Here is a 21590-nt window from a genome sequence, read left to right as displayed (position 1 = left end):
GATCCTCTATCTGCTGTATGCAATGAACGGGCAGGAGAAAAGAGATGAGCAGCAGGGATCCAGTTTTTGGCTGGTGGGACGCTCCACCGTTTATCGGCGAACTGATCCAGTCCTTGTCGGGCCGCGGCCGGGCCTTGTTCGGCCTGTCATCGCCGCCCGTGCAGAACCGCGATCTCACCGGTCTTGCCGAGATGATCCTGTCACGCCGCGGCGAAGTCTCCGGCGCCATTCTCGCCGAAGCCTTCCTTGAAGCCTATCGCCAGGCACGCGTCCCGGACCGCGACATCTTCATGCGCGCGCTGCTGGATCGGTTCGGCCCCGACCGCAAGGCCCTGGATGCGGCGGCCGAAGCCTATCGTGGCGACCCCAGTGCGGAGAACATTGCCAGGCTGCACGAGGCGGCCGAGCCGCGCCGGCAGGAGCTTTTCCGCCGCATCAATTTCGCCAAGCGCGGCACGGCGACGCTGGTCGAGATGCGCGAACACCTGATGGACATGCTGTCCAAGGAACCGGCGCTGCAGCCGGTCGACCTCGACTTCTGCCATCTCTTCTCCTCATGGTTCAACCGGGGCTTCCTGATGTTGCGATCGATCGACTGGACCACGCCCGCCAATATTCTGGAGGCGCTGATCCGCTATGAAGCCGTGCACGATATCGACGGCTGGGATGACCTGCGCCGGCGATTGGCGCCGGCCGACCGCCGTTGCTTCGGCTTCTTCCATCCCCAGCTTGAAGACGAGCCGCTGATCTTCGTCGAGGTGGCGCTGACCGACCATCTGCCGGCCTCGGTCGATGCGCTTCTCGCCCGCGATCGCCAGCCGCTGGACGTGCAACAGGCGACGACGGCCGTCTTCTATTCGATTTCCAACTGCCAGCGCGGCCTTGCCGGCATTTCGCTCGGCAACTTCCTCATCAAACAGGTGGTGAACGATCTGAAGCGCGACCTTCCGCGGCTCGAAAATTTCGTGACTTTATCCCCCATCCCGGGCTTTGGTGCCTGGTTACGCGGCGAAAGCCGCGTGACCGACAGCGAGGAAATCAGCCAGGAAAAGCAGCGGCTTATCGCCAGGCTTGAAGGTGATTGGGCCTCTGCCGGCGAACACGAACTCGACCAGATCCAGCGCGCCATGCTGCCGCTCGGCGCGCATTACCTGTTGAACGTCCGGCGCGGCAATGGCCGGCCGGTGGACCCGGTGGCGCGGTTCCATCTCGGCAACGGCGCGCAGGCCGAGCGGCTCAATTTTCTCGGCGACCGATCGCCGAAGGGGATGCGCCAGTCCTACGGCCTGATGGTCAACTATCGCTACCGGCTCGGCGAAATCGAGAAAAATCACGAGGCTTACGCCGAGAACGGCCATATCGCAGCCATGCCGGCGCTGCGCAAGCTGGCCCAACCGGTTTCCCAGGAGGTGTTTTGATGGCTGGTAATCTCTATGAGGCGCTGCTCGGCGGGTTGGACCGGGAGGATCGGCTGCTCCTGACGGACGAAACGGCCGGCGCGATGAGCTACCGCGCCTTCACGGACCAATGCGCGCGGCTGGCCGGAGCGCTTCTCGAGGCCGGCCTGCAGCCTGGCGACCGGGTTGCGGTGCAGGCCGAAAAGTCGGTGGCGGCACTGGCGCTGTACCTGGCGACGGTCAGGGCAGGCGGCATCTACCTGCCGCTCAACATCGCCTATACACCGGCGGAAATCGAATATTTCCTGACCGACGCCGAGCCCGCGATCTTTGTGTGCGATCCTTTAAAGCTCGAGGCTCTGCAGCCGATCGCCAAGGCGGCCGGTGCAAAGATCCTGACCCTCGATCCCGCGGGGAAGGGAACTTTGACGGACGCGGCCGGCATTGCCAAGCCGATTGCCGAAACCTCGGCGCGGGGAGGCGCGGATATTGCCGCGATCCTCTACACGTCCGGCACGACGGGGCGCTCCAAGGGGGCCATGCTCAGCCACGACAATCTCCTGTCGAACGCGACGTCGCTGGTGGACAGCTGGCGGTTCACGGACAAGGACGTGCTGATCCACGCGCTGCCAATCTTCCACACGCACGGGCTTTTTGTCGCCACCAATGTCGTGCTCGCCGCGCGCGCCTCGATGATTTTCCAGCCGAAATTCGACCCGAACAAGATCATGGAGGCGATGCCGAAGGCGACGGTGCTGATGGGCGTGCCGACCTTCTACACACGCCTGCTACAGCATCCCGTACTGAACAAGGAGAGCACCGCGCATATGCGCCTCTTCGTCTCCGGCTCGGCGCCGCTTCTGGCCGAGACCCACGCGGAATGGCAGGCGCGCACCGGTCACGCCATTCTCGAGCGCTACGGCATGACCGAGACCAACATGAACACCTCGAACCCCTATGACGGTCTGCGCGTCGCCGGCACGGTCGGTTTCCCGTTGCCGGGCGTCGAGGTGCGGATCACCGACCCGGAAACAGGCGCCTCCCTTGGCAGGGAAGAGATCGGCATGATCGAGGTGCGCGGCCCGAACGTGTTTTCGGGCTATTGGCGCATGCCGGAAAAGACCGCGGCGGAATTCCGCAAGGACGGCTTCTTCATCACCGGCGATCTCGGCAAGGTGGATACCGACGGTTATCTGCATATCGTCGGCCGCGGCAAGGACCTCATCATCACCGGCGGCTACAATGTATACCCGAAAGAGGTGGAGATGGAGATCGACGCCATGCCGGGCGTCGCCGAAAGTGCCGTCTTCGGTGTCAGCCATCCGGATTTCGGCGAGGGCATCATAGCCGCGGTCGTGCTGAAATCAGGTGCCCAATTGTCCGAGCAGGAGGTCATCAAAGCGCTCGACGGCCGTCTGGCCAGCTATAAACGCCCGAAAAAAGTGGCGTTCATGGCGGAACTGCCGCGAAACACCATGGGCAAGGTCCAGAAGAATATACTCCGAGATCGGTTTGCCGGAGCATTCGAGCCTGCAGTGGCTGCAAAATAGGCGACAGTGATTTTAGGACTTGACGGCTGATGTATACGCGTGGACTATGAATTGCATACGAGCACGGATCATTTCGGGAGGAAATGGGATGTTGCAACAGGGAAAGCCGCAGAGCGTTCAGCCGCTCGTCACCGTCCACAACCCGATGGGTTATCCGCCGAAGGTGAGCCGCAAGCAGCCGGCCGACCGGCCCGCCAGCCTCGACGGCAAGGTCGTCTATCTCGTCGACAGCCGCTTTGACGATTCCGTCGAGCTCCTGAAGGAGGTCGAGGCCTGGTTTGCACGCAACATGCCCTCCGTCGATGTACGGATCCGCCAGATGGCGAACACGTATTCCAAGGATGATCCGCAGCTCTGGGAAGAGATCAAGACGAACGGCCATGCCGCGATTATCGGCGTCGGCCATTGCAGCACCTGCGCACCAGCCGTCACCACCCATGCGATCACGCTCGAAACCAAATACGGGGTGCCGACCGCGGCGATCCATACCGAAAAGTTCGATAAAGTAGTCCGCTCCGTCGCCAAGATGGGCGGTCTCTCGCAGCAACCGCTGGTCTTCGTGCCACAGCCGGTGATGGGCAAGACGCCGGAAGAGCTGCGCGCCTATGTGGAAGGCATCGATCCGATCAGCGGCAAGCCGGTGATGAAGGAGATCATCGAGGCCCTGACCGTCGGCCTCTCGGCAGGTGCCGAGGATACACAATTCGAGCGCAGCACGCCGCGCCTGATCGAGCCGGACACGGAGGACAATCTCCACGCAGCTTTCCTGCGCAACAGCTGGACCGACAAGCTGCCGATCATCCTGCCGACCGATGCCCGCGTCGCCGACATGCTGGCCGGGACAAGTCGAAAGCCGGACGAGGTCGTCGGCCATATGCAGCCGACCACCAATCGCGGCCTGTGGGAATACACGGTCGAGAAGGTCGCCGTGAACGCCGTCATGGCCGGCGCGTCGCCCGAATATTTCCCGGTCATCCTGGCGCTGGCGGCGGCACAGGTCTCCGCCCGCGGATCGACCTCCTCTTCGGCAGCGGCGATGGCCGTCGTCAACGGACCCGTTCGCAACGAGATCGGCATGAACTGCGGCGTCGGCGCGCTCGGCCCCTACAGCCATGCCAATGCCACGATCGGCCGCGCATTCGGCCTGCTGTCGCAGAACCTGCAGGGCGGCTCTGTTGTGGGTGAGACCTTCATGGGGTCGCTCGGCAACAACTACACCTACAACAACCTCACCTTCGCGGAAAACGAGGAGCGCAGTCCGTGGGAGCCGCTGCATGTGCAGAAGGGTTTCGACGCCAGGACGAGCACGGTCAGCATCTTCCACGGCTGCCGTTCCACGACCTTCAGCCTCGGTCTGCGCAAGGAATACTGGCGCGAGCATGTGCGCGACATGCTGCTCGGCACCGATGCGATCACCGCGCCGACCCTGGTGCTCGACCCGATCTGCGCCAGGCAGTTCATCGATCGCGGCGGCTTCGTGAACAAGCAGGACCTGCTCGACTTCATCTATGAGACGGCACAGATGCCGGCCGGCCGTTACTGGGACCTGCAGCTCGTTCAGAACTACATCTATCCCCGCGCCACGTTCGGCGAGGAGCCGATGGCCGGCAAGCTGAAGCCGGGCAGGGACGAACTTGTCCACATCTTCCGCCCGCAGGACATCAATGTCGTGGTCGTCGGCGGCGAGTCCAACGGCTACTGGCAGATCTACGGCGCGCATTATCGCACGACCGTTTCCGTCGACGATTGGCGCTGACGATGAGCCCGAACGATTGCGACATCGTGGTGATCGGCGCAGGCGTTGCGGGGCTCAACGCCGCCATCGCCGCCGCACGCCACGGCGCACGCACGATGATCGTCGACATGCTCGGCGCCGGCGGCCAGGTGATCAATGTCGATCGCATTGACAATTTTCCGGGGCCGGCCGAGGGCATGTCCGGTTTCGAACTCGGCCCGATGCTGCAGATGCAGGCGGACGAGGCAGGCGTCGAATTCGCGCTCGACACGATCGAGACCATTTCGAAGACGGATAGCGGCTTCCGCGTTGCCGGCGCCGATCTCGATCTGACGGCGGGCGCGGTGATCATCGCCGCCGGCTCCGCCAGGCGCATGCTCGGCATTCCGGGCGAAGCGGAATTCGAAGGCCGCGGCGTTTCCCACTGCGCCTCCTGCGACGGCCCGCTGATGCGCGGCAAAGACGTGTGCATCATCGGCGGCGGGGACTCGGCACTGGATGAGGCCTTGGCGCTCGTTCCCCATGCCGCCCGCATCACCGTTATTCATCGCGGTTTCCATCTCACCGCTTCCGCCGCGCTGCAGACGAAAGCGCGGGAAGCCTCCAACATCGAAATCAAGCTGAATACAATCGCCATCGCCATCAGCGGCGAAGGCGGCGTCAGCGCCATAACCGTCCGCGATCTGTCGATCGGCGCGGAGAGCGAAATCCCCTGCCACGGCGTCTTCGTGTATGTCGGGCTCGAACCCAATACGTCTTTCCTCGGCGATACCGTGACGCTTGCGGCCGATGGCCGGATCGTTGTCGATCTCGACATGCAGACATCTGTGCCGGGTATTTTTGCAGCCGGCGACATTCGCGCTCGCTCAGTCGCGCATCTGGCAGCCTCCGCCGGCGACGGCGTGACGGCCGCGATTTCCGCCGTGCGTTATCTCGCGGAACAGGACGGCAATACCCACCAGGCGGAGCCGCGTTTTGCCGCGGCCGCATCGGCAGGATAGGCTCATGAACGTGCAGCTCAAAGGCAAGCAGGGCAAACCGAGCGTTCGCGATGCGATCGAGCAGGATATCGTCACCGGTTTCTATTCGCCCGGCGACCGGCTCGACGAGGCAGGGCTTGCGGCCCGCCATCAGGTGTCGCGCACGCCGGTGCGCGAGGCGCTGATCCAGCTCAGCACCATGGGCCTCGTGAAGATCGTGCCCAATCGCGGCGCCTTCGTCACCCAGCTATCGATCACCGAACTTGTCGAAATGTTCGAGGTGATGGGCGAGCTCGAGGCCATGTGCGCCCGGCTTGCCGCCCGCCGCATCCGCCCGGAACAGCTGAAACTGCTTGAAGGAGCGCAAGCCGCCTGCGCTACGGCCCAGCAGGCCGGCAATTCGGACGATTATTATTACGCCAACGCGGAATTCCACCGGTTGATCTACGAGGCGAGCGGCAACGGCTTTCTGGCGGAAAATGCGCATGCGCTGCAACGGCGGCTGAAGCCTTATCGGCGCCTGCAGCTGCGGGTGCCCGGGCGCGTCAACAGTTCGCTGTCCGAGCACGAGGAGGTGCTTGCAGCGATCCGGGACCGAGACGACGCCCGCGCCCGCGATGCAATGCGCAACCACGTGGTCATCCAGGGCGAATATTTCAGCGATTTCCTGGCGCTGATGCGCCCGGTGGAGCGCCAGCTGATCCCCGGCGAATGATGAGGAACATCGCCACCGGGATGGCGTGGAGCGGAACGAACGCATGAATTTTTGAGCTCGGGAGGGTCGAGCTTATGTCCGGCATGGGCCGGATCAAAAGGAGGAGAGATCATGAAGCATGCCATTACCTATGTGGCCGGCCTGGTTCCGGCATTCTTGCTGGCGGCCGGTCTTGCCGGCGCGGTTGAAATGACGGCCGGCGAAAAGCAGCTCTACGATGCCGCCAAGAAGGAAGGTTCGGTCACCTGGTACGTCTCGCAGACGACCACCGAGTTCGCCGACGGCATGTGCGGCCTGTTCAAGAAGAAATATGCCGGCGTCGAGTGCAACGTCGTGCGCGCCTCCGGCCAGGTCATCTTCCAGCGCCTCGTGCAGGAACTTCAGGCCAAGGCCGTTCAGGGCGACCTGATGTCGACCAATGACGACGGCCAGATGCTGCAGCTCAAAGAACAGGGCGCGCTTGCCCAGTTCGCACCGGAAAACCTCAAGGACATGGTACCGGAACTTCGGGCGCTCGCCGACAAGGACAACTACTGGATCACGTCGGGCGTCTCGCCTCTCGTCATCGCCTACAACACCAGGCTGGTGACCGAGGCGGAAGCGCCGAAGAACTGGACCGATCTTGCCGATCCGAAGTGGAAGGGCCAGGTTGCCATCGGCCATCCGAGCTTCTCCGGCAGCGTCGGGTTATGGACGGTGCTGATGAACGATCTCTACGGCTGGGACTTCTTCAAGAATATCGAGAAAAACAAGCCCCAGATCGGACGCTCCGTTGCCGATGGACATAACCTTGTCGCCTCGGGCGAACGCAAGGTGGCGCTGGCGCCGCTGCCGCTGATCCTGTCGGACTCGATCCTCAAAAAGGTACCGATCGGTGTCGTCTATCCGACCGACGGCGCGCTGCTGCCGCCTTCGGCAACCGCCATCTTGAAGGACGCACCGCATCCCAACGCCGCGAGACTGTTCGAGAACTTCCTGCTCGGGCCGGAGATCGCGGAGTACTTCGCCAAGGATTACCGTTACCCGCTTCGGGCCGGCGTGCCGCTGGCAGAGGGCATGCGTCCGCTCAACAGCTACAAGACGAAGTCGATCGCGACGACCGACGGCATCAAGAAACTGCCCGAAGTCCAGGAAAAGTTCCGCGACACGTTCGGTATCTGAGCCGTAACCGGGAGGCCGGGATCTGCCGGCCTCTGCTCACCACGCCCGGTGGCGTGACCTGTTTCCGACGCCTCCAGTGACAAAGCGAGCGCCGATCATGACGAGTGTTTCCCATCCCGCGGCCTCCACCTGGTCGGAAGACCAGCCGGTGAAGGTGCGTGTGCCCTGGCGCCAGCGGCTGCAGCCGGCCAATGTGCTCTGGCTTTTCCTGGCCGGCATTCTCGTCGTGCTGATCGTGGCGCCGATGTGGACGCTCGTCGTCTCCAGCTTCACCGACGCCAAGACCGGTGGCTGGACCCTGAACAACTATGTCGAGGCCTATGGCAAGGAACGGCACATCACGGCGCTCACCAATACGCTGAAGATGGGTGCCGTGGTCGTGGTGCTGAAACTGGCCTTCGGCGTGCCGCTCGCCTGGGCCTGCACCCGCACCGACATGCCGGGCCGCAATTTCGTGCGCTACAGCGTGTTCGGCGCCTTCATCATGCCGCCCTATCTCGCCGGCGTCGGCTGGATCCTGCTCGCCGGCCCCAATACCGGCTGGATCAACCGGGTCTGGCACAGCCTTTCCGGGTCGACCGAGCCGCTGGTCAACATCTTCTCCTTTGGAGGCCTGGTTTTGGTTACCGCGATCGGCGGTTTCTTCCTCGTCTTCGTGCTGGTGAGCTCGGCCTTCGAGATGATCAATTCCGAGATGGAGGATGCCGCCAACATTCTCGGCGCCGGGCCGTTCAAGACGGCGATGAAGGTGACATTCCCTCTCGTCATGCCGGCGATCATCGGCGCAGCCCTTCTGTCCTTCCTGGGCGCGATCGCGCTCTACGGGGTGCCGGCTTTGATCTCGATCCCGGCGCGTTATCCGGTCGTGGTGATCCAGCTCACGGAATTCTTTTCTTTCCCGCTGCGGATCCAGGTGGCGGCCGCCTATTCGATCCCGCTGCTGCTGATCACCGCCACGATGCTCGGGCTGCAGAAACTGATCCTGCGCCGCAAGGGTTATGTCTCGGTCAGCGGCAAGGGCGGCGAGCGGCGTATCGTCAAACTCGGCAGGTGGCGCTGGGTGCTGTTTGCCTATTGCTTTTGCGTCGTTGCCCTTTCGGTGCTGATGCCGCTGTTCGTCCTGCTTCTTGCCGCCTTTTCCGACTCATGGACCACGGGCTTCTCGTTCAGCAACCTGACGCTCGGGAACTTCTATTACGTGCTGTTCGAACATTCGAGCTCGCAAAAGGCGCTGGTCGGCAGTATCGGTCTCGGCATCGTGGCGGCGACGGTGGCGATCACGCTGGCGCTGTTCATCGCTTATATCGTCCAGCGCAAGCTGATCCCCTTTTCGGGCCTGCTCGCCTTCCTGGCGGTCTCGCCCTATGTCGTGCCGGGCATCGTGCTCGCGATCGGCTTTTATGCCGCCTATGCGCTGCCGCCGATCGCGCTCTACGGCACCTATACGATCATGGCGCTCGCCTTCATCACCCGATTCCTGCCGATCGCCTTTACCACCAGTTCGGCCGGCGTGCGCAGCATCCATCCGGAAATGGAGGAGGCGGTGCGCATCCTCGGCGGCGGACGGGTGGCGGCACTCCGGCATGTGGTCGGGCCGCTCCTGAAAAGGACGCTGGCCGGCGGCTGGCTGCTGATCTTCGTGCCGGCGGCACAGGAACTCTCGACCGCCATCTTCCTGGTCGGTCCCACCACGCGCGTCGTTTCCGTCGTACTGCTCGATCTCAGCGAGGAAGGCGAGCTCGAAAAGCTCGCTTCGCTGGGCTCTCTGTTGTTGATCATCATTGTCGCTGTCGTCGCCATCGGGATGCGCTATCTCGGACGCGACTTCATGTTGAGGAGAAGCTAAATGGACGGACTTGTCCTCAGGAAACTCGGCCGTCGTTTCGGAGCCGTCGATGCTGTTCTCGATTTCGACCTGCATATCAAGCCCGGCGAATTCGTCTCGCTGCTCGGTCCTTCCGGTTGCGGCAAGACGACGACGCTTCGGATGATCGCCGGCTTCATCGATCCGACCTCCGGCTCGATCGAGCTCGACGGCAAGATATTGTCGGCGCCGTCGGGCTCGGTGCCGCCGGAAAAGCGCGGCATGTCGATGATCTTCCAGTCCTATGCGATCTGGCCGAACATGACCGTCACGCAGAACGTCGCCTTCGGCCTCAACCTGCGCAAGCTGCCCTCCGACGAGGTCAAAAAACGCGTCGGCGCGGTGCTGGAAACCGTGCGGATGAGCCATCTCGCCGACCGCTACCCGGCCGAGCTCTCGGGCGGCCAGCAGCAGCGCGTGGCGCTCGCCCGCGCCGTCGTCATCCGCCCGGCCGTGCTTCTGCTCGACGAGCCGCTCTCCAATCTCGACGCAAACCTGCGCGAAGAAATGCGTTTCGAGATCAAGCGCATGCATGACGAGTTCAAGATCACCTCGGTCTACGTCACCCACGACCAGGGCGAGGCGATGGTGACTTCCGACCGCATCGCCGTGATGAACAACGGCCGCCTCGAGCAGATCGACACGCCTTACGCGCTCTACAGCCGTCCGAAGACGCGGTTCGTGGCGAGCTTCATCGGCCGCACGAATTTCCTGTCCGGCAACTGCGGCAACCACATGATCGACTTTGCGGGCTTTAGCGTGCCGCTTGCGATGATCGGCGAGGAGGTGACGGGCGGCGGGCCGATTACCGTTTCGATCCGGCCGCAGGCGATGAAGCTCTCTGCGACCGAGGCTCCGCGCGACAAGGCCATCAACCTGCAGGGTTCGGTCCAGCAATCCGCCTTCCTCGGCGAGACCTGGGACTACGTCTTCCAGCCGAAGGACAGCGGGCTGCAGTTCCGGGTCGCAGCGCCGCCAGCCGATGTATTCCAGGTCGGCGCTCCGGCCTGGCTGCAGATCGATCCGACCCAGATTGTCCCGATCGTGGATTGAGGCCTGCCTCAGTCCGCTATTTTACCTTGAAGCCCATGCGGCGCACGACATCGAGCAGCACGTGCCGGCCTTTGAGGGCCGGTGCATCGGCGATGCGGCTGGCGACAACGCCCGTCCAGCCGCGGACAGCCATTCCCTGGTCGGTCTGGAACGACCGCATCGTGTCGTCATACGTAGCGAAATCCGCCTTGGGTTGGGCTGTCTGATATTGCTCGCGGTGCAACACGAGCGATTGCGGCAGGCGCGGCTTCACATCCGTCTCGACGGCCGGATCGGGATACCCCACGGTCATGCCAAAGACCGCAAATGCTTCCGGCGGCAGGCCGAGGATTTCACCCACTTCAGCCGGATGGTTGCGGATGCCGCCGATATAGCAGGTGCCGAGGCCGAGCGATTCCAGCGCGACCAGCGCATTCTGGGCGGCCAGCGACGCGTCGATCGCCGCCAGCAGGAAACTTTCCAGATAATCGAGACCTTCGCCGGTCTTGCCGTTCTTGGTGGTGATTTTTCTCAACCGCGAAAGATCGGCGATCCAGACCAGGAAGAGCGGCGCGGAGATGATCTGCGGATTGGGGGAGGCGAGTTCGGCGAGCTTAGCCCGCCGCTCGGGATCCTCGACCGCCACGACACTCCAGGCCTGCAGGCTGGAAGAGGTCGGCGCCGATTGGGCGGCCGCGACGGTCAGCTGCAGCACGCTTTCCGGCACTGCTTTGGGCAGGTAGGAGCGGACGGAACGGTGCGAGAGGATCGCGTCGAGCGCGGCGTTCCACTCGGAAGTCGCGGCCGGCTGGGCCGATCCATAGCGCTGGCGCACCAGATCGGCCGGGGTCGGGGAAGTTTCAGGCGCGGAGGCGAAGCGGGAAACGGACATCGAAGAACTCCTTTGAATATGAGAGAGGGATCAGGCCCGCATGCTGGGAATGCTGGACAAGAGTTTTTGCGCGTGGACATGACGAGGGGTGGCGAGGATATCTCTGTTCCCGCCGCTTTCGTTGATCCTGCCACGTTCGAGGATGATGGTTTCCTCCCAGAGCGAGGCGACGAGGCCGATAACCTGGGAAACGAGCATCAGTTCACGGTCTTCGACAGTTGCCTGAGCAGTTCGACGACGCGGATCGTCAAGCCGGCCATGTTAAACCCCCTGATCATGCTGACCTTTTTCAGCCATTGTATACTGGCGAAGAATATCTCAGTCCCTTTCAGCCGGAAGGATAACGGAGGGCGATTTTGCATATGGACGAGAAATGCTCTTCGCCGCCATGGCGGCATTCAGGAATTTTTGTTCCAACTGCTGGCGATTTGGCCGGAGGCCGGCTAAGGCCTTGAGAAAAGACGGTTTTGGAGTATGCGATGAGTGATATCGACCGCCGCCATGCAGAGCGCCTGATGGCGCACGCGGGCCTCGACGCCCTGGTAATTTTCCAGCCCGAAGCCTTTCGGTATGCGGTGGGCGCACCGGCCGGTGTCGCGACCATGTGGGGCAGAGCGGGTGCGGCAATCGCGCTTGTGCCGGCCGATGCCTCGACCGATCTGGCCGCAATCGCCAGCGACCATGCCGGCGGATCGATCCGCAAGGCTGCGGCAGCCGCGGACCTGCGCACCCATCGGATCTGGATCGACATGCTCGATCTGACGGGAGCCACGAGCATCGCGCAGATCAATGAGGCCTATCGCCGGCTCGGTTCTCTCGGACCCCGACCGGAAACGTTCGATCGGTCCGCCTGTTTCGGCCTGCTCAGCGATCTCTTGAACGAGCGTGGCCTTGATCGCGCTCGGATCGGCGCCGACCTCGAATTCATGCCGGCCGCCGATTTCGAGGCCCTGAAACTGGCTTTGCCGACGGTAACCTGGACCGATGGCTCGGACGTGCTACGCCGCCTGCGGGCCGTCAAGACGCCGCGCGAGATCGAGCGGTTGCGTCGTGCCGCCAAGGCTGCGGAAGCGGGACTCGTCCGCATGGCAGCGGCGGTGAAACCCGGCGCGCGGCTCACCGAACTCTCCTGTGCCTGGAAGGCGGGCGCCGAGGCAGCCGCGGCAGAAGGAGGCTTCGATCTGAGCGGCCACTGGGACTTCATCTCGGTCGGCGCAGATCTTTCGGACATGTCGGCGGTCGTGACGCCGGGCGCACCGATCAAGGCCGATGTCGGAACGCTGGTCGAGGGTTACTCCTCGGACGGCGCCCGGACCTTCACCCATGGCCGTGCATCGCCACTGTCGCGCGAAATCTTCCAGGCGCTGGAAAACGCTTTCGCAGCCGGGCTCGATAAACTTCGTCCGGGTAACACGTTCGGCGCGGTGCATGCGGCCATGCTCGCCTCGATGCGTGAGGACGGCTTTGCAGAATATGATCGCGGCCATTTCGGCCATTCGGTCGGTGGCAGCGTCGGTATCGAGGAATGGCCGTTCTTCTCCGTCGGAAATCCGGAGATCATTCAGCCGAACATGGTGGTGGCACTGGAGGTTCCGTTCTACGGGCAGGGCGTCGGCGCGCTGATGATCGAGGATCAGTTCCTGATCACCGAAACGGGGGCCGAATGCATGAATACGTTGCCGCGGACATTGCGCGATCTTTCGGCAGAATAGGGCAGACGAGCAAACCGACATTGAACCTTTGTCACCGCTCCTGTATCGGTGTCACACCCTCGGCGATTTCGCCGGGAAGGACACCAGTCAGGCGGAATTTCGATCCTCGATGCTTACGAAAAAGGGAAAATACGGGCTTAAGGCGCTTGTCCACCTGGCACAGCTCGAACCCGGCAAGACCGCTTTCGTCAGCGACATCGCCCAACAGAACAACATTTCCAAGAAATTCCTCGACGCGATCCTGCTGGAGCTGCGCAAGGGCGGCATGCTGCGCTCGAAAAAAGGGCCGGGCGGCGGTTATGCGCTGTCCAAGCCCGCTTCGCAGATCTATGTCGGCCAAGCGGTCCGCATTCTCGACGGTCCGCTGGCGCCGATCCGTTGCGCCAGCAAGACGGCATTCGAGGCCTGCGACGATTGCGACCATCCGGAAGACTGTCAGATCCGCCATTCGATGACGGAAGTGCGCGACGCGATCGCCTCGGTACTCGACAACATGACGCTGGAACAGATGGTCGCCAAGCGCTCGAGCGGCCTTCTCGACGACGCCCAGACAAGCAGCAAATAGATTACGCCGCGGGCGCAGGCCGCTGCACACTCGGCGAGAGGGTCTAGAACTGTCCGTTCGGCCGCGGGACATTGCCGTTGAGGTGAAAGTCGCCGATCGCGTGATGTTTCCAGCGTACCGGATCGTGAACCGTATGGGTGCGGGCGTTGCGCCAATGGCGGTCGAGGTTCAGGTCCTCCTTGGTCGCAGACGTCCCGGCGAGTTCGAACAGGCCGTTGGTTGCGTCAAGTGCTGCTTCCGTGGTCAGGATCTTTGCCGCAGCGACGGAAAGCGAGGCCTCGATCGCAGTCTCCGAGGATGGATTGACCTGGGCGACATCGACCTTGCGACCGGCTCGCTCGAGAACCGCACTTGCCGCCTCCAGCTTCACGGCGATCGAGCCGGTCCGCGCGATGGTCAGCGGATCGGCACTTGCCGTCTCTATGCCGACATTGCGGATCCCGCGGGATTTGTTGCGAACGAAGCCGACCATGTCGGCAAAGGCGGCGCGCGCGATCCCCAGGTCGACGGCGGCATGCAAGAGCTGGCCAAGCGAGCCCAGTGGCGCATGCCGCTCGAAACTCCGGTAGTAGCTGATGACCGAATCCGGCGAAACGTAAACGTTGTCGATCAGCACGGTGCCGCTGGCCGTGGTGCGCTGGCCGAACCCGTCCCAATCGTCGACGATCGTCAGTCCTTCAGCATCGCGCGGCACAATCGCCATGACTGCTCTTCCTTCGGGATCGAGACCAAAGATGGCCACCCAATCGGCAAACAGCGCGCCGGTCGAATAATATTTGCGGCCAGTGACACGATAGCCAATGCCTTCCGGCACGAGCCGGGTCTCGATATCGCCCGCAGCCTTCGTTCCGGACTCGGCAAGGGCATTGCCGAAATGTTCACCAGAAAGCGCCCGCGCGAAGAAATATTTCTTCTGCTCCTCGCTGCCGGAAAGGCGCAAGGCTTCGAGGATGGAAAAATGGTTCTGCGGGATCTGCCCGACAGATGCATCAGCCTCCGACAGAATGGCGATCACCTCCGCCAGGAAGGCGTTGGAAATGTCGGCTCCGCCATATTCGGCGGGCACGGTTATCCCCAGCAGGCCTGACTGGGCGACCAGCTCCATCTCGTCATGAGGAAGCAGCCGCTCCCGGTCGCGGTGGCTCGATCCTTCGGCGATCCGCGCCGAAAGCCCCCTGGCGACGTCGATCGCCTGGTCCTCTGTCGCGAGGTAAGGAGCCACTGCTCTGATCTTTCCTGCCAAATGGAAAACCTTGCTCATACGCGCCTCCCGGATCAAGTCTGTCATTGAGCCACGCCACGAAGACCGGGAGAAGGAATAAAGCTTCAATTGCACGCTTTGAACGAAGTGAATTTTCTCTTTTGGTGGCCGAAGAGAGAGTTCTGGGGATTGTCACGCCAAGTTGACCAGACGGAGGGAGAATTTCTCCGGGACGATGCAATCGGCGCAACAACGTTGCTTAGCATCTGAAATTGGAATGCCTAGTTTAAGCCGATCAGCCTTCTCTCATCCCACAAGAGCGTCGTCCCATGGCAAGATCCCTGCACCTTACAGCCTTCATGCGTCCCGTCAGCCTGCATACCGGCGCCTGGCGTTATCCCGGCGCCTATGCGGACGCCAATTTCAATTTCGGGCATATCAAGTCCTTCATACAGAAGCTGGAGGCGGCGAAGTTCGATGCGTTCTTCATGGCCGATCATCTGGCGGTGCTGAACATGCCCGTCGAAGCGCTGAAGCGCAGCCATACCGTAACGTCGTTCGAGCCGTTCACGCTGCTCTCTGCGCTGGCAGCCGTCACCGAGAAGATCGGCCTTGCGGCGACCGCCTCAACGACTTTCGACGAACCCTATCATGTGGCCCGCCGGTTCGCCTCGCTCGACCATATCAGCAACGGCCGCGCCGCCTGGAATATCGTCACCACGTCCAACCCGGATTCCGCCCGTAATTTCGGCCTCGACGAACATGTCGAGCACGGCGAGCGCTACAAGCGGGCGCGCGAGTTCTACGACGTCGTCACCGGGCTGTGGGACAGTTTCGCAGACGATGCCTTTATCCGTGACCAGCAGAGCGGCATCTTCTTCGATCCTGAAAAGATGCACGTGCTCGACCATAAGGGCGACGAACTCAGCGTACGGGGGCCGCTCAACATTGCCCGCCCGGTACAGGGCTGGCCGGTGATCGTGCAGGCGGGGCAGTCGGAGCCGGGACGTCAGCTTGCGGCCGAGACCGCCGAACTGGTCTTTTGTTCGCCGCGCGATCTGGCGGCCTCCAAGGCGCTTTACGCGGATATCAAGGGTCGCATGGCCGTCGCCGGGCGCAATCCCGACCACCTGAAGATCCTGCCGGCCGCCTTCATCGTCGTCGGCGATACGGTGGAAGAGGCGAAGGCGAAGCGGGCGACCCTCGACAGCCTGGTGCATTACGACAGCGCCATCGCCTCGCTGTCGATAGCCCTCGGTCACGATGCGTCGGGTTTCGATCCGGACGGTCCGTTGCCGGACACCCCGGAAACCAACGCCAGCAAGTCCGGCCGCGCCCAGGTCCTCAGACTCGCCGAGCAGGAAAAACTGACGGTACGCCAGCTCGCCCAGCGTTACGGCGGCTATTCGGGCCTTGCCTTCGTCGGCACGCCGCAAACCATAGCCGACGAGATGCAGACCTGGCTTTCGGAAGAGGCAAGCGACGGCTTTACCGTCGTCTTCCCCTACCTGCCGCAAGGCCTGGACGACGTGACGCAAAGGGTCATTCCGGAATTGCAGCGGCGCGGCATCTTCCGCCACGATTATGAAGGAGAGACGCTTCGCGAGCATCTCGGCCTGCCGCGCCCCGCCAACCGCTTTTTTTCGTGAGGGCATGTTACTGGAAGCGGGCAGGGATCGCTATTTCGCCGGCTGCCACATTTTGGACATAACAATTTCAAATGTGTCAACGAATTAGTATAGTGTTTTGATGGACTACATTGACCGGAACGGAGTTTGGCCTGAAAGTGGAGCGGTATGACGCGCAACCAACTGGAGGCTGACGATGATCACTTGTGGCTTATCCCTGTTTGGATTTGATCTGTTCGGACTGGCCCGGCGCGCGCCCGGCAAGGCGGGCGCGGACAGCACTGAACGCAAGACGTTCGAAAAGGATCGTGAGGAACTTCGCGATCCCGATCGCGAACATTCGGAAAGCTTCTTCTGGGGCATGTATCCAGTCTATTGAGATCGGCCTTCCGACACGGGGGCCGTATCCGGAACACGCATAAAGGCCGGCGAAGCGATCCGCTCCGCCGGCCTTTATGTTCACATAGACGAGCCGATATCAGGCCGTGGGCTGCTTGGTCTTGCGCAGATAGGGAAGCACGGTATCGAACGAACCGAAGCGGGTGATCGCATCCTCGTTGGAAACGGCTGCGGTGATGATCACATCCTCACCCTGCTTCCAGTTGGCCGGCGTCGCCACCTGGTGCTTGGCGGTGAGCTGGATCGAGTCGATCGCCCGCAGGATTTCGTTGAAGTTGCGGCCGGTGGTCATCGGGTAGGTGAGGATCAGCTTGATCTTCTTGTCCGGGCCGATCACATAGACCGAGCGCACCGTCGCATTGTCGGCGGGCGTGCGGCCTTCCGAACTTTCGCCGGCTGCGGCCGGCAGCATGTCGTAGAGTTTGGCGACCTTGAGGTCGCGGTCGCCGATCAGCGGATATTCCACCTCGAAACCGGTCGCCGTCTTGATGTCGTCCTTCCACTTGCCGTGGCTTTCGACCGGATCGACAGAGATGCCGATGATCTTGACGCCGCGCTTTTTGAATTCACCCTCGAGCCCTGCCATGGCGCCGAGCTCGGTCGTGCAGACCGGCGTGAAGTTCTTCGGATGGGAAAACAGCACGGCCCAGCCACTGCCGATCCAGTCGTGGAAATGGATCGTGCCCTGGGTGGTCTCGGCGGTGAAATCCGGTGCTATGTCATTGATACGAAGGCTCATGTCTCAGCTCCCTTGAATTGTTGTCTCTGTCGCGATCGGGGCTTCGAAGCCGGCCCGATCGCCCGGCCGCTTGGGGCGCCTACGAATTATAGAGTATTTCGTAGATACCCGCCTACTCTTCCATCGGCCTGCTGCCCACGGTGGCCAAAAGCGAGGATCGACCATTGAAAGCTCCGGATCCGTGTCATCACAAGAAGGGTATAGACGCTTCAACCTTGTGGGCCGACGTAGTTTGTTCCAAAATGCCGGCAGGAAAGAGTGTAGCTTTCCAAATCATGCCGTGTCTGCAGTCGAAGGGCGATGTCCGGTTCCCATCCAGACCTGGCGCGCTACCGTGCCAAGGAGGCCGGGCAATGAAGCCGGCCACAAGGTGGAGATCTCTTCCGGCCAGCAGGCGACCTTTCTGAAGCGCCGTAATTCTTGGAAAGCAATAATACATCCTGAATTTTACGATTATCATTCGCAAGATTTACTAACCATATCAAAATATTGACCGAAAATTTCTGATTTTATGGAAGATTTCATGCCATTGCATTTTTGAGATCTGGGATTATATACAAATTTGGATCGAAAAATATTGAGTTAGATTTCGAGTTTATTTATTTTTCTTCTTCTTGAAATCGTTCCGATCTGAGCAGCCGCAGGCTGACCGCACTCGTTTTGGCCGGATTCTGATCAGTCCTCACGGACTGTCCGCCACCCCAGCAGGATACTCCGACCTCAGATCGACCCGGTCTTAGCGGTACGATGAAGGAGTTCCATAATGGTAATCGAACAGGCCGGCGCGCGGATTGCGCGCAAACCCTGGGGCAGCCACGATCTCCAGCCCTGGACGAAGACACGCCACAACGACGCGATCGGCGAAATTTGGTTCGAGCGCGCCGACGTGCAGTCGCCCGATTCTGCTCTGCTTCTCAAGCTGCTCTTCACAAAAGAGCCCCTGTCTATCCAGGTCCATCCCGACGACGGCCTTGCGCAATCGCTCGGCATGGAAAACGGAAAGACCGAAGCATGGTATATTCTGTCAGCGGAACCGGGCGCTCAGGTTGCCGTCGGGTTGACGAGGAGCCTGACGCAGCCGGAACTGCGCCATGCGATCCTTGATGGCTCCATAGCCGATATCGTGGATTGGCGGGATGCCAGGGCGGGCGACGTCATTTTCGTCCCGGCCGGGACCATTCACGCCATTGGCGCCGGACTTGTTGTCGCGGAGATTCAGCAGAGAAGCGATACGACATTTCGTCTGTTCGACTATGGCCGCAAGCGCGAACTGCATGTGGATCAGGCCGTCGCGGCGGCGGATCTGGAGCCGGCGAAGGCCCAGGCAATTCCGGTGGACCTCACAGAGGTCAGGACACAACTGGTCTCCTGTCCTTTCTTTGTCCTCGAACGGGTCAACCTTCCGGCAGATTCGAACTGGGAGTTGAACGCGGAATGCGAAACCTGGATACTGGTCATCGCGGGTGAGATAGACGCCGGGAAGGCTCATGCCGGTATCGGAGATGCGTTGTTTGCCGACGCTTCGCACACCCATATCAAGGCCGGGAGCAAGGGACTGACCGCCCTTATTGCCTATTCCGACGCGGAACCAAGGCCCGGCCTGCTGCGCAATCTCGACATGCGCATGGCCAAGCCAGCGACCCGGCATCTTGAGCAGGCACTCATTCACCACCAACAATCGGCGGGCTTGCCATTCCGCTCAACGGAGGCATGACCATGACCCAACTCAGGAAAATTGCATTCATTGGCAATTCGCTCCCGCGTCGCTGCGGCATCGCGACTTTCACCAGCGATCTTCAACAGGCGGTTTCCAAATCCCCGGCAAAGGTGGAGACGGTAATCGTGGCAATGAACGATCACGGCCATACCTATGATTACCCTCCCAGTGTCTCGCTTCAAATACGTGACGAAAACCTCGAGGACTATATCAGCACGGCCGAGGCCCTGAATGCCGGACGATTCGACGTCGTTTGTCTCCAGCATGAATTCGGAATTTTCGGCGGCGAAGCCGGTAGCTATATTCTCGAACTGTTGTCGCGCCTCAATATGCCGATCGTGACGACCCTGCACACGGTTCTTGCCGAACCCAGTGCAGCCCAGCGGCGCGTTCTGACGCGGATTCTCGAGACATCAGCAAAGGTCATCGTCATGGCCGAGAAAGGCCGTGCGCTTTTGCGTCAGGTCTATGATGCCCCGGCAGAGAAAATCGAAGTGATCCCGCATGGGATTCCCGACATTGCCTTCGCGGAAACGGAGCTTGCAAAGGCAAAACTCGGGTTCAGTGATAGGCCGGTTATCCTGACATTCGGACTGCTTTCGCCCAATAAGGGCATAGAGGTGATGATCGATGCGATGCCTCTGATCCTGGAAAGCAGTCCAGGCGCCGTCTATGTAGTGCTCGGTGCGACCCACCCCAATCTTATCCGCAATCAGGGCGAGGCCTATCGCGAGAGCCTTATTGCCCGGGTGCAGGCGCTCGGCATCGAAAACCACGTCGTTTTCCTCGACCAGTTTGTCGACCAGGCGAAGCTCCTGGACTTCATTTCCATGTGCGACGTCTATGCAACGCCTTATCTGAATGAGGCGCAGATGACATCGGGCACCCTGGCTTACAGTTTCGGCTTGGGAAAAGCGGTCGTGTCGACACCCTATTGGCATGCGCGCGAACTTCTGGCCGAGGGCCGCGGTATTCTGGTTGCGTCCGGTGATGTAAAAGCCATCGGCACGGAGATCGCGGGATTGCTGACGGATGACACAAGGCGTGACGCCATGCGTGCGCGTGCTTATGCCAGCAGCCGGTCGATGACGTGGCAAAGGACGGCCGAACGTTATGTGGCCGTCTTCGAGACCGCCAAGCGACATTTACGGCCCGTCGCAACCGCTGCCGGGGAGAAAAATGCTCCAACCCGCGACGTTTCCGTTCTGCCGGATACGCAACTCACCTATTTCCTCTCCATGTGCGACGACACGGGCCTGTTCCAACACGCCGTCCATTCGGTACCTGATCGCGCGCACGGTTATTGTGTCGATGACAATGCACGGGCATTGCTTCTGGCGAGCGCCCTCAACACGTCCGGCGAGAAATCCCTACCGGAGACACTGACGAGCCGATTTGCATCCTTCGTGCAACACGCGTGGAACCCCGACAAGAAGCATTTCCGCAACTTCATGGGCTTCGACCGGAGATGGCTCGAAGACACCGGTTCCGAGGACAGCCACGGGCGCACGCTCTGGGCTCTGGGAGAATGCGCCCGCAGCGATGCCAATGCGTCCCGCCGTAGCTGGGCGGCGGCCCTGTTCGCGGACGCTCTGCCGACGGTGGAAATGTTTCGCTCACCGCGCGCCTGGGCTTTCACCCTCCTTGGACTGGATGGCTATTGTGCCGTAAGGGGAGAGGATCTTTTCGCCAAACGGATGCGCCGTCTTCTCGCAGACCGTCTGATGGATATCCTCGTTCGTGTGGAGACCGGGGATTGGACCTGGTTCGAGGAAGGCCTTTCCTATGACAATGCACGCCTGCCTCAGGCGCTGATCCTGACGGGCCACGCCAGCGGAACATCCGCGTATGTCGTTGCCGGTATGCGGACCCTGCGTTGGCTGATGACAAAGCAGACGGCGCCGGGGGGGCATTTCCGGCCGATCGGAACCGATGGTTTCGGCGACATCCGCAAGCCGCCCCGGGAGTTTGATCAGCAGCCACTTGAAGCGACGGCGACGATCTCGGCCTGTCTTGCCGCCTGGCACTCCGATCAAGGTGCAGAATGGAAAACCGGCGCCATCAGCGCCTTTGCTTGGTTTCTCGGCAGCAACGATCTTTCCCAGACACTCGTCGACATCGACACTGGCAGTTGTCGCGACGGACTGCACCGTCTGCGCGTCAACGAGAACCGGGGTGGCGAATCCGTAATTTCCTATCTTCTGGCCCTTGTGGAGTATCGCCGGTTCGCCCGTGTCAGCGAGCAGCCTGCAGAACCCGCCCCCCTTCGCGCCCTGCGCCTAATCGCCAATCAGATCAATTGA

General features: G+C 61.6%; 18 protein-coding genes. 15 read left to right on the top strand and 3 right to left on the bottom strand.

The genetic code is table 11. The annotated features are described in order from the left end of the window. The first annotated feature begins 44 nt into the window (after positions 1–44). From GQ59_RS18050 to GQ59_RS18015, 8 genes are all read left to right on the top strand, one after another. Positions 45–1418 carry a malonyl-CoA decarboxylase gene (locus tag GQ59_RS18050; RefSeq protein WP_051904049.1) on the top strand — a complete coding sequence of 458 codons (1374 nt, stop codon included), beginning with the start codon at positions 45–47 and terminating at the stop codon, positions 1416–1418. Further along, positions 1418–2947, top strand: coding sequence for a malonate--CoA ligase (locus tag GQ59_RS18045; protein WP_037083742.1), 1530 nt, complete (start codon positions 1418–1420; stop codon positions 2945–2947). Before GQ59_RS18050 ends, GQ59_RS18045 begins: the two co-directional genes overlap by 1 nt. 88 nt (positions 2948–3035) lie before the next feature. After that, complete coding sequence (locus GQ59_RS30655; protein WP_051904048.1) at positions 3036–4703, top strand: UGSC family (seleno)protein; 1668 nt, start codon at positions 3036–3038, stop codon at positions 4701–4703. Between the two features lie 2 nt (positions 4704–4705). After that, positions 4706–5683, top strand: coding sequence for an NAD(P)/FAD-dependent oxidoreductase (locus tag GQ59_RS18035; RefSeq protein WP_051904047.1), 978 nt, complete (start codon positions 4706–4708; stop codon positions 5681–5683). Between the two features lie 4 nt (positions 5684–5687). After that, entirely contained in the window at positions 5688–6377 is a 690-nt protein-coding gene (locus GQ59_RS18030) for a GntR family transcriptional regulator (protein WP_051904046.1), read from the top strand. Positions 6378–6488: 111 nt separating this feature from the next. Next, positions 6489–7538, top strand: coding sequence for an ABC transporter substrate-binding protein (locus GQ59_RS18025; protein ID WP_051904045.1), 1050 nt, complete (start codon positions 6489–6491; stop codon positions 7536–7538). A 97-nt stretch (positions 7539–7635) separates the two neighbouring features. Next, positions 7636–9384 (top strand): ABC transporter permease, encoded by a 1749-nt coding sequence (locus GQ59_RS18020; protein WP_051904044.1) that lies wholly within the window; start codon positions 7636–7638, stop codon positions 9382–9384. After that, positions 9385–10455 carry an ABC transporter ATP-binding protein gene (locus GQ59_RS18015; protein WP_037083741.1) on the top strand — a complete coding sequence of 357 codons (1071 nt, stop codon included), beginning with the start codon at positions 9385–9387 and terminating at the stop codon, positions 10453–10455. A 16-nt stretch (positions 10456–10471) separates the two neighbouring features. Here GQ59_RS18015 and GQ59_RS18010 read toward each other — a convergent pair whose 3' ends face one another. After that, the gene (locus GQ59_RS18010; protein WP_037083740.1) at positions 10472–11326 is read right to left on the bottom strand and encodes an NADPH-dependent oxidoreductase; all 855 of its coding nucleotides are present in this window, start codon (positions 11324–11326) and stop codon (positions 10472–10474) included. Positions 11327–11398: 72 nt separating this feature from the next. Here GQ59_RS18010 and GQ59_RS18005 point away from each other — a divergent pair, with 72 nt between their 5' ends. From GQ59_RS18005 to GQ59_RS17995, 3 genes are all read left to right on the top strand, one after another. Further along, a complete protein-coding gene (locus GQ59_RS18005; protein WP_152564376.1) occupies positions 11399–11773 on the top strand; it encodes a hypothetical protein in 375 nt (124 codons plus the stop codon). Positions 11774–11805: 32 nt separating this feature from the next. After that, entirely contained in the window at positions 11806–13038 is a 1233-nt protein-coding gene (locus GQ59_RS18000; protein ID WP_037083737.1) for a M24 family metallopeptidase, read from the top strand. Positions 13039–13147: 109 nt separating this feature from the next. Further along, a complete protein-coding gene (locus GQ59_RS17995) occupies positions 13148–13603 on the top strand; it encodes an RrF2 family transcriptional regulator (protein WP_037083735.1) in 456 nt (151 codons plus the stop codon). A gap of 43 nt (positions 13604–13646) precedes the next feature. Here the strand turns inward: GQ59_RS17995 and GQ59_RS17990 are convergent, their stop codons facing one another. Continuing rightward, a complete protein-coding gene (locus GQ59_RS17990) occupies positions 13647–14864 on the bottom strand; it encodes an SfnB family sulfur acquisition oxidoreductase (RefSeq protein WP_037083733.1) in 1218 nt (405 codons plus the stop codon). A gap of 269 nt (positions 14865–15133) precedes the next feature. Between GQ59_RS17990 and GQ59_RS17985 the strand changes: the two genes are divergently transcribed. Continuing rightward, positions 15134–16453, top strand: coding sequence for an LLM class flavin-dependent oxidoreductase (locus GQ59_RS17985; RefSeq protein ID WP_037083731.1), 1320 nt, complete (start codon positions 15134–15136; stop codon positions 16451–16453). A gap of 175 nt (positions 16454–16628) precedes the next feature. After that, positions 16629–16811 carry a hypothetical protein gene (locus GQ59_RS31940; protein WP_152564375.1) on the top strand — a complete coding sequence of 61 codons (183 nt, stop codon included), beginning with the start codon at positions 16629–16631 and terminating at the stop codon, positions 16809–16811. A 99-nt stretch (positions 16812–16910) separates the two neighbouring features. On the opposite strand, the gene GQ59_RS17980 is transcribed toward GQ59_RS31940, so the two are convergent. Then, complete coding sequence (locus tag GQ59_RS17980) at positions 16911–17570, bottom strand: peroxiredoxin (protein ID WP_037083730.1); 660 nt, start codon at positions 17568–17570, stop codon at positions 16911–16913. Positions 17571–18333: 763 nt separating this feature from the next. Between GQ59_RS17980 and GQ59_RS17975 the strand changes: the two genes are divergently transcribed. Both GQ59_RS17975 and GQ59_RS17970 read left to right on the top strand, forming a co-directional pair. Beyond that, positions 18334–19284: a class I mannose-6-phosphate isomerase gene (locus GQ59_RS17975; protein WP_037083728.1), complete on the top strand. Its 951-nt coding sequence runs from the start codon at positions 18334–18336 to the stop codon at positions 19282–19284. A 2-nt stretch (positions 19285–19286) separates the two neighbouring features. Beyond that, the gene (locus tag GQ59_RS17970; protein ID WP_037083727.1) at positions 19287–21590 is read left to right on the top strand and encodes a glycosyltransferase family 4 protein; all 2304 of its coding nucleotides are present in this window, start codon (positions 19287–19289) and stop codon (positions 21588–21590) included.

Origin of the sequence: Neorhizobium vignae (genome assembly GCF_000732195.1) — a bacterium.
Taxonomy (GTDB): Bacteria; Pseudomonadota; Alphaproteobacteria; order Rhizobiales; family Rhizobiaceae; genus Neorhizobium; species Neorhizobium vignae.
This window is presented reverse-complemented; position numbering and strand designations above follow the sequence as displayed.

What these genes read in the sequence shown, in the direction of transcription:
- GQ59_RS18050 (WP_051904049.1), top strand. Translation starts at nt 45, where the DNA reads ATGAGCAGCAGGGATCCAGTTTTTGGCTGGTGGGACGCTCCACCGTTT.
- GQ59_RS18045 (WP_037083742.1), top strand. Translation starts at nt 1,418, where the DNA reads ATGGCTGGTAATCTCTATGAGGCGCTGCTCGGCGGGTTGGACCGGGAG.
- GQ59_RS30655 (WP_051904048.1), top strand. Translation starts at nt 3,036, where the DNA reads ATGTTGCAACAGGGAAAGCCGCAGAGCGTTCAGCCGCTCGTCACCGTC.
- GQ59_RS18035 (WP_051904047.1), top strand. Translation starts at nt 4,706, where the DNA reads ATGAGCCCGAACGATTGCGACATCGTGGTGATCGGCGCAGGCGTTGCG.
- GQ59_RS18030 (WP_051904046.1), top strand. Translation starts at nt 5,688, where the DNA reads ATGAACGTGCAGCTCAAAGGCAAGCAGGGCAAACCGAGCGTTCGCGAT.
- GQ59_RS18025 (WP_051904045.1), top strand. Translation starts at nt 6,489, where the DNA reads ATGAAGCATGCCATTACCTATGTGGCCGGCCTGGTTCCGGCATTCTTG.
- GQ59_RS18020 (WP_051904044.1), top strand. Translation starts at nt 7,636, where the DNA reads ATGACGAGTGTTTCCCATCCCGCGGCCTCCACCTGGTCGGAAGACCAG.
- GQ59_RS18015 (WP_037083741.1), top strand. Translation starts at nt 9,385, where the DNA reads ATGGACGGACTTGTCCTCAGGAAACTCGGCCGTCGTTTCGGAGCCGTC.
- GQ59_RS18010 (WP_037083740.1), bottom strand. Translation starts at nt 11,326, where the DNA reads ATGTCCGTTTCCCGCTTCGCCTCCGCGCCTGAAACTTCCCCGACCCCG.
- GQ59_RS18000 (WP_037083737.1), top strand. Translation starts at nt 11,806, where the DNA reads ATGAGTGATATCGACCGCCGCCATGCAGAGCGCCTGATGGCGCACGCG.
- GQ59_RS17995 (WP_037083735.1), top strand. Translation starts at nt 13,148, where the DNA reads ATGCTTACGAAAAAGGGAAAATACGGGCTTAAGGCGCTTGTCCACCTG.
- GQ59_RS17990 (WP_037083733.1), bottom strand. Translation starts at nt 14,864, where the DNA reads ATGAGCAAGGTTTTCCATTTGGCAGGAAAGATCAGAGCAGTGGCTCCT.
- GQ59_RS17985 (WP_037083731.1), top strand. Translation starts at nt 15,134, where the DNA reads ATGGCAAGATCCCTGCACCTTACAGCCTTCATGCGTCCCGTCAGCCTG.
- GQ59_RS31940 (WP_152564375.1), top strand. Translation starts at nt 16,629, where the DNA reads ATGATCACTTGTGGCTTATCCCTGTTTGGATTTGATCTGTTCGGACTG.
- GQ59_RS17980 (WP_037083730.1), bottom strand. Translation starts at nt 17,570, where the DNA reads ATGAGCCTTCGTATCAATGACATAGCACCGGATTTCACCGCCGAGACC.
- GQ59_RS17975 (WP_037083728.1), top strand. Translation starts at nt 18,334, where the DNA reads ATGGTAATCGAACAGGCCGGCGCGCGGATTGCGCGCAAACCCTGGGGC.
- GQ59_RS17970 (WP_037083727.1), top strand. Translation starts at nt 19,287, where the DNA reads ATGACCCAACTCAGGAAAATTGCATTCATTGGCAATTCGCTCCCGCGT.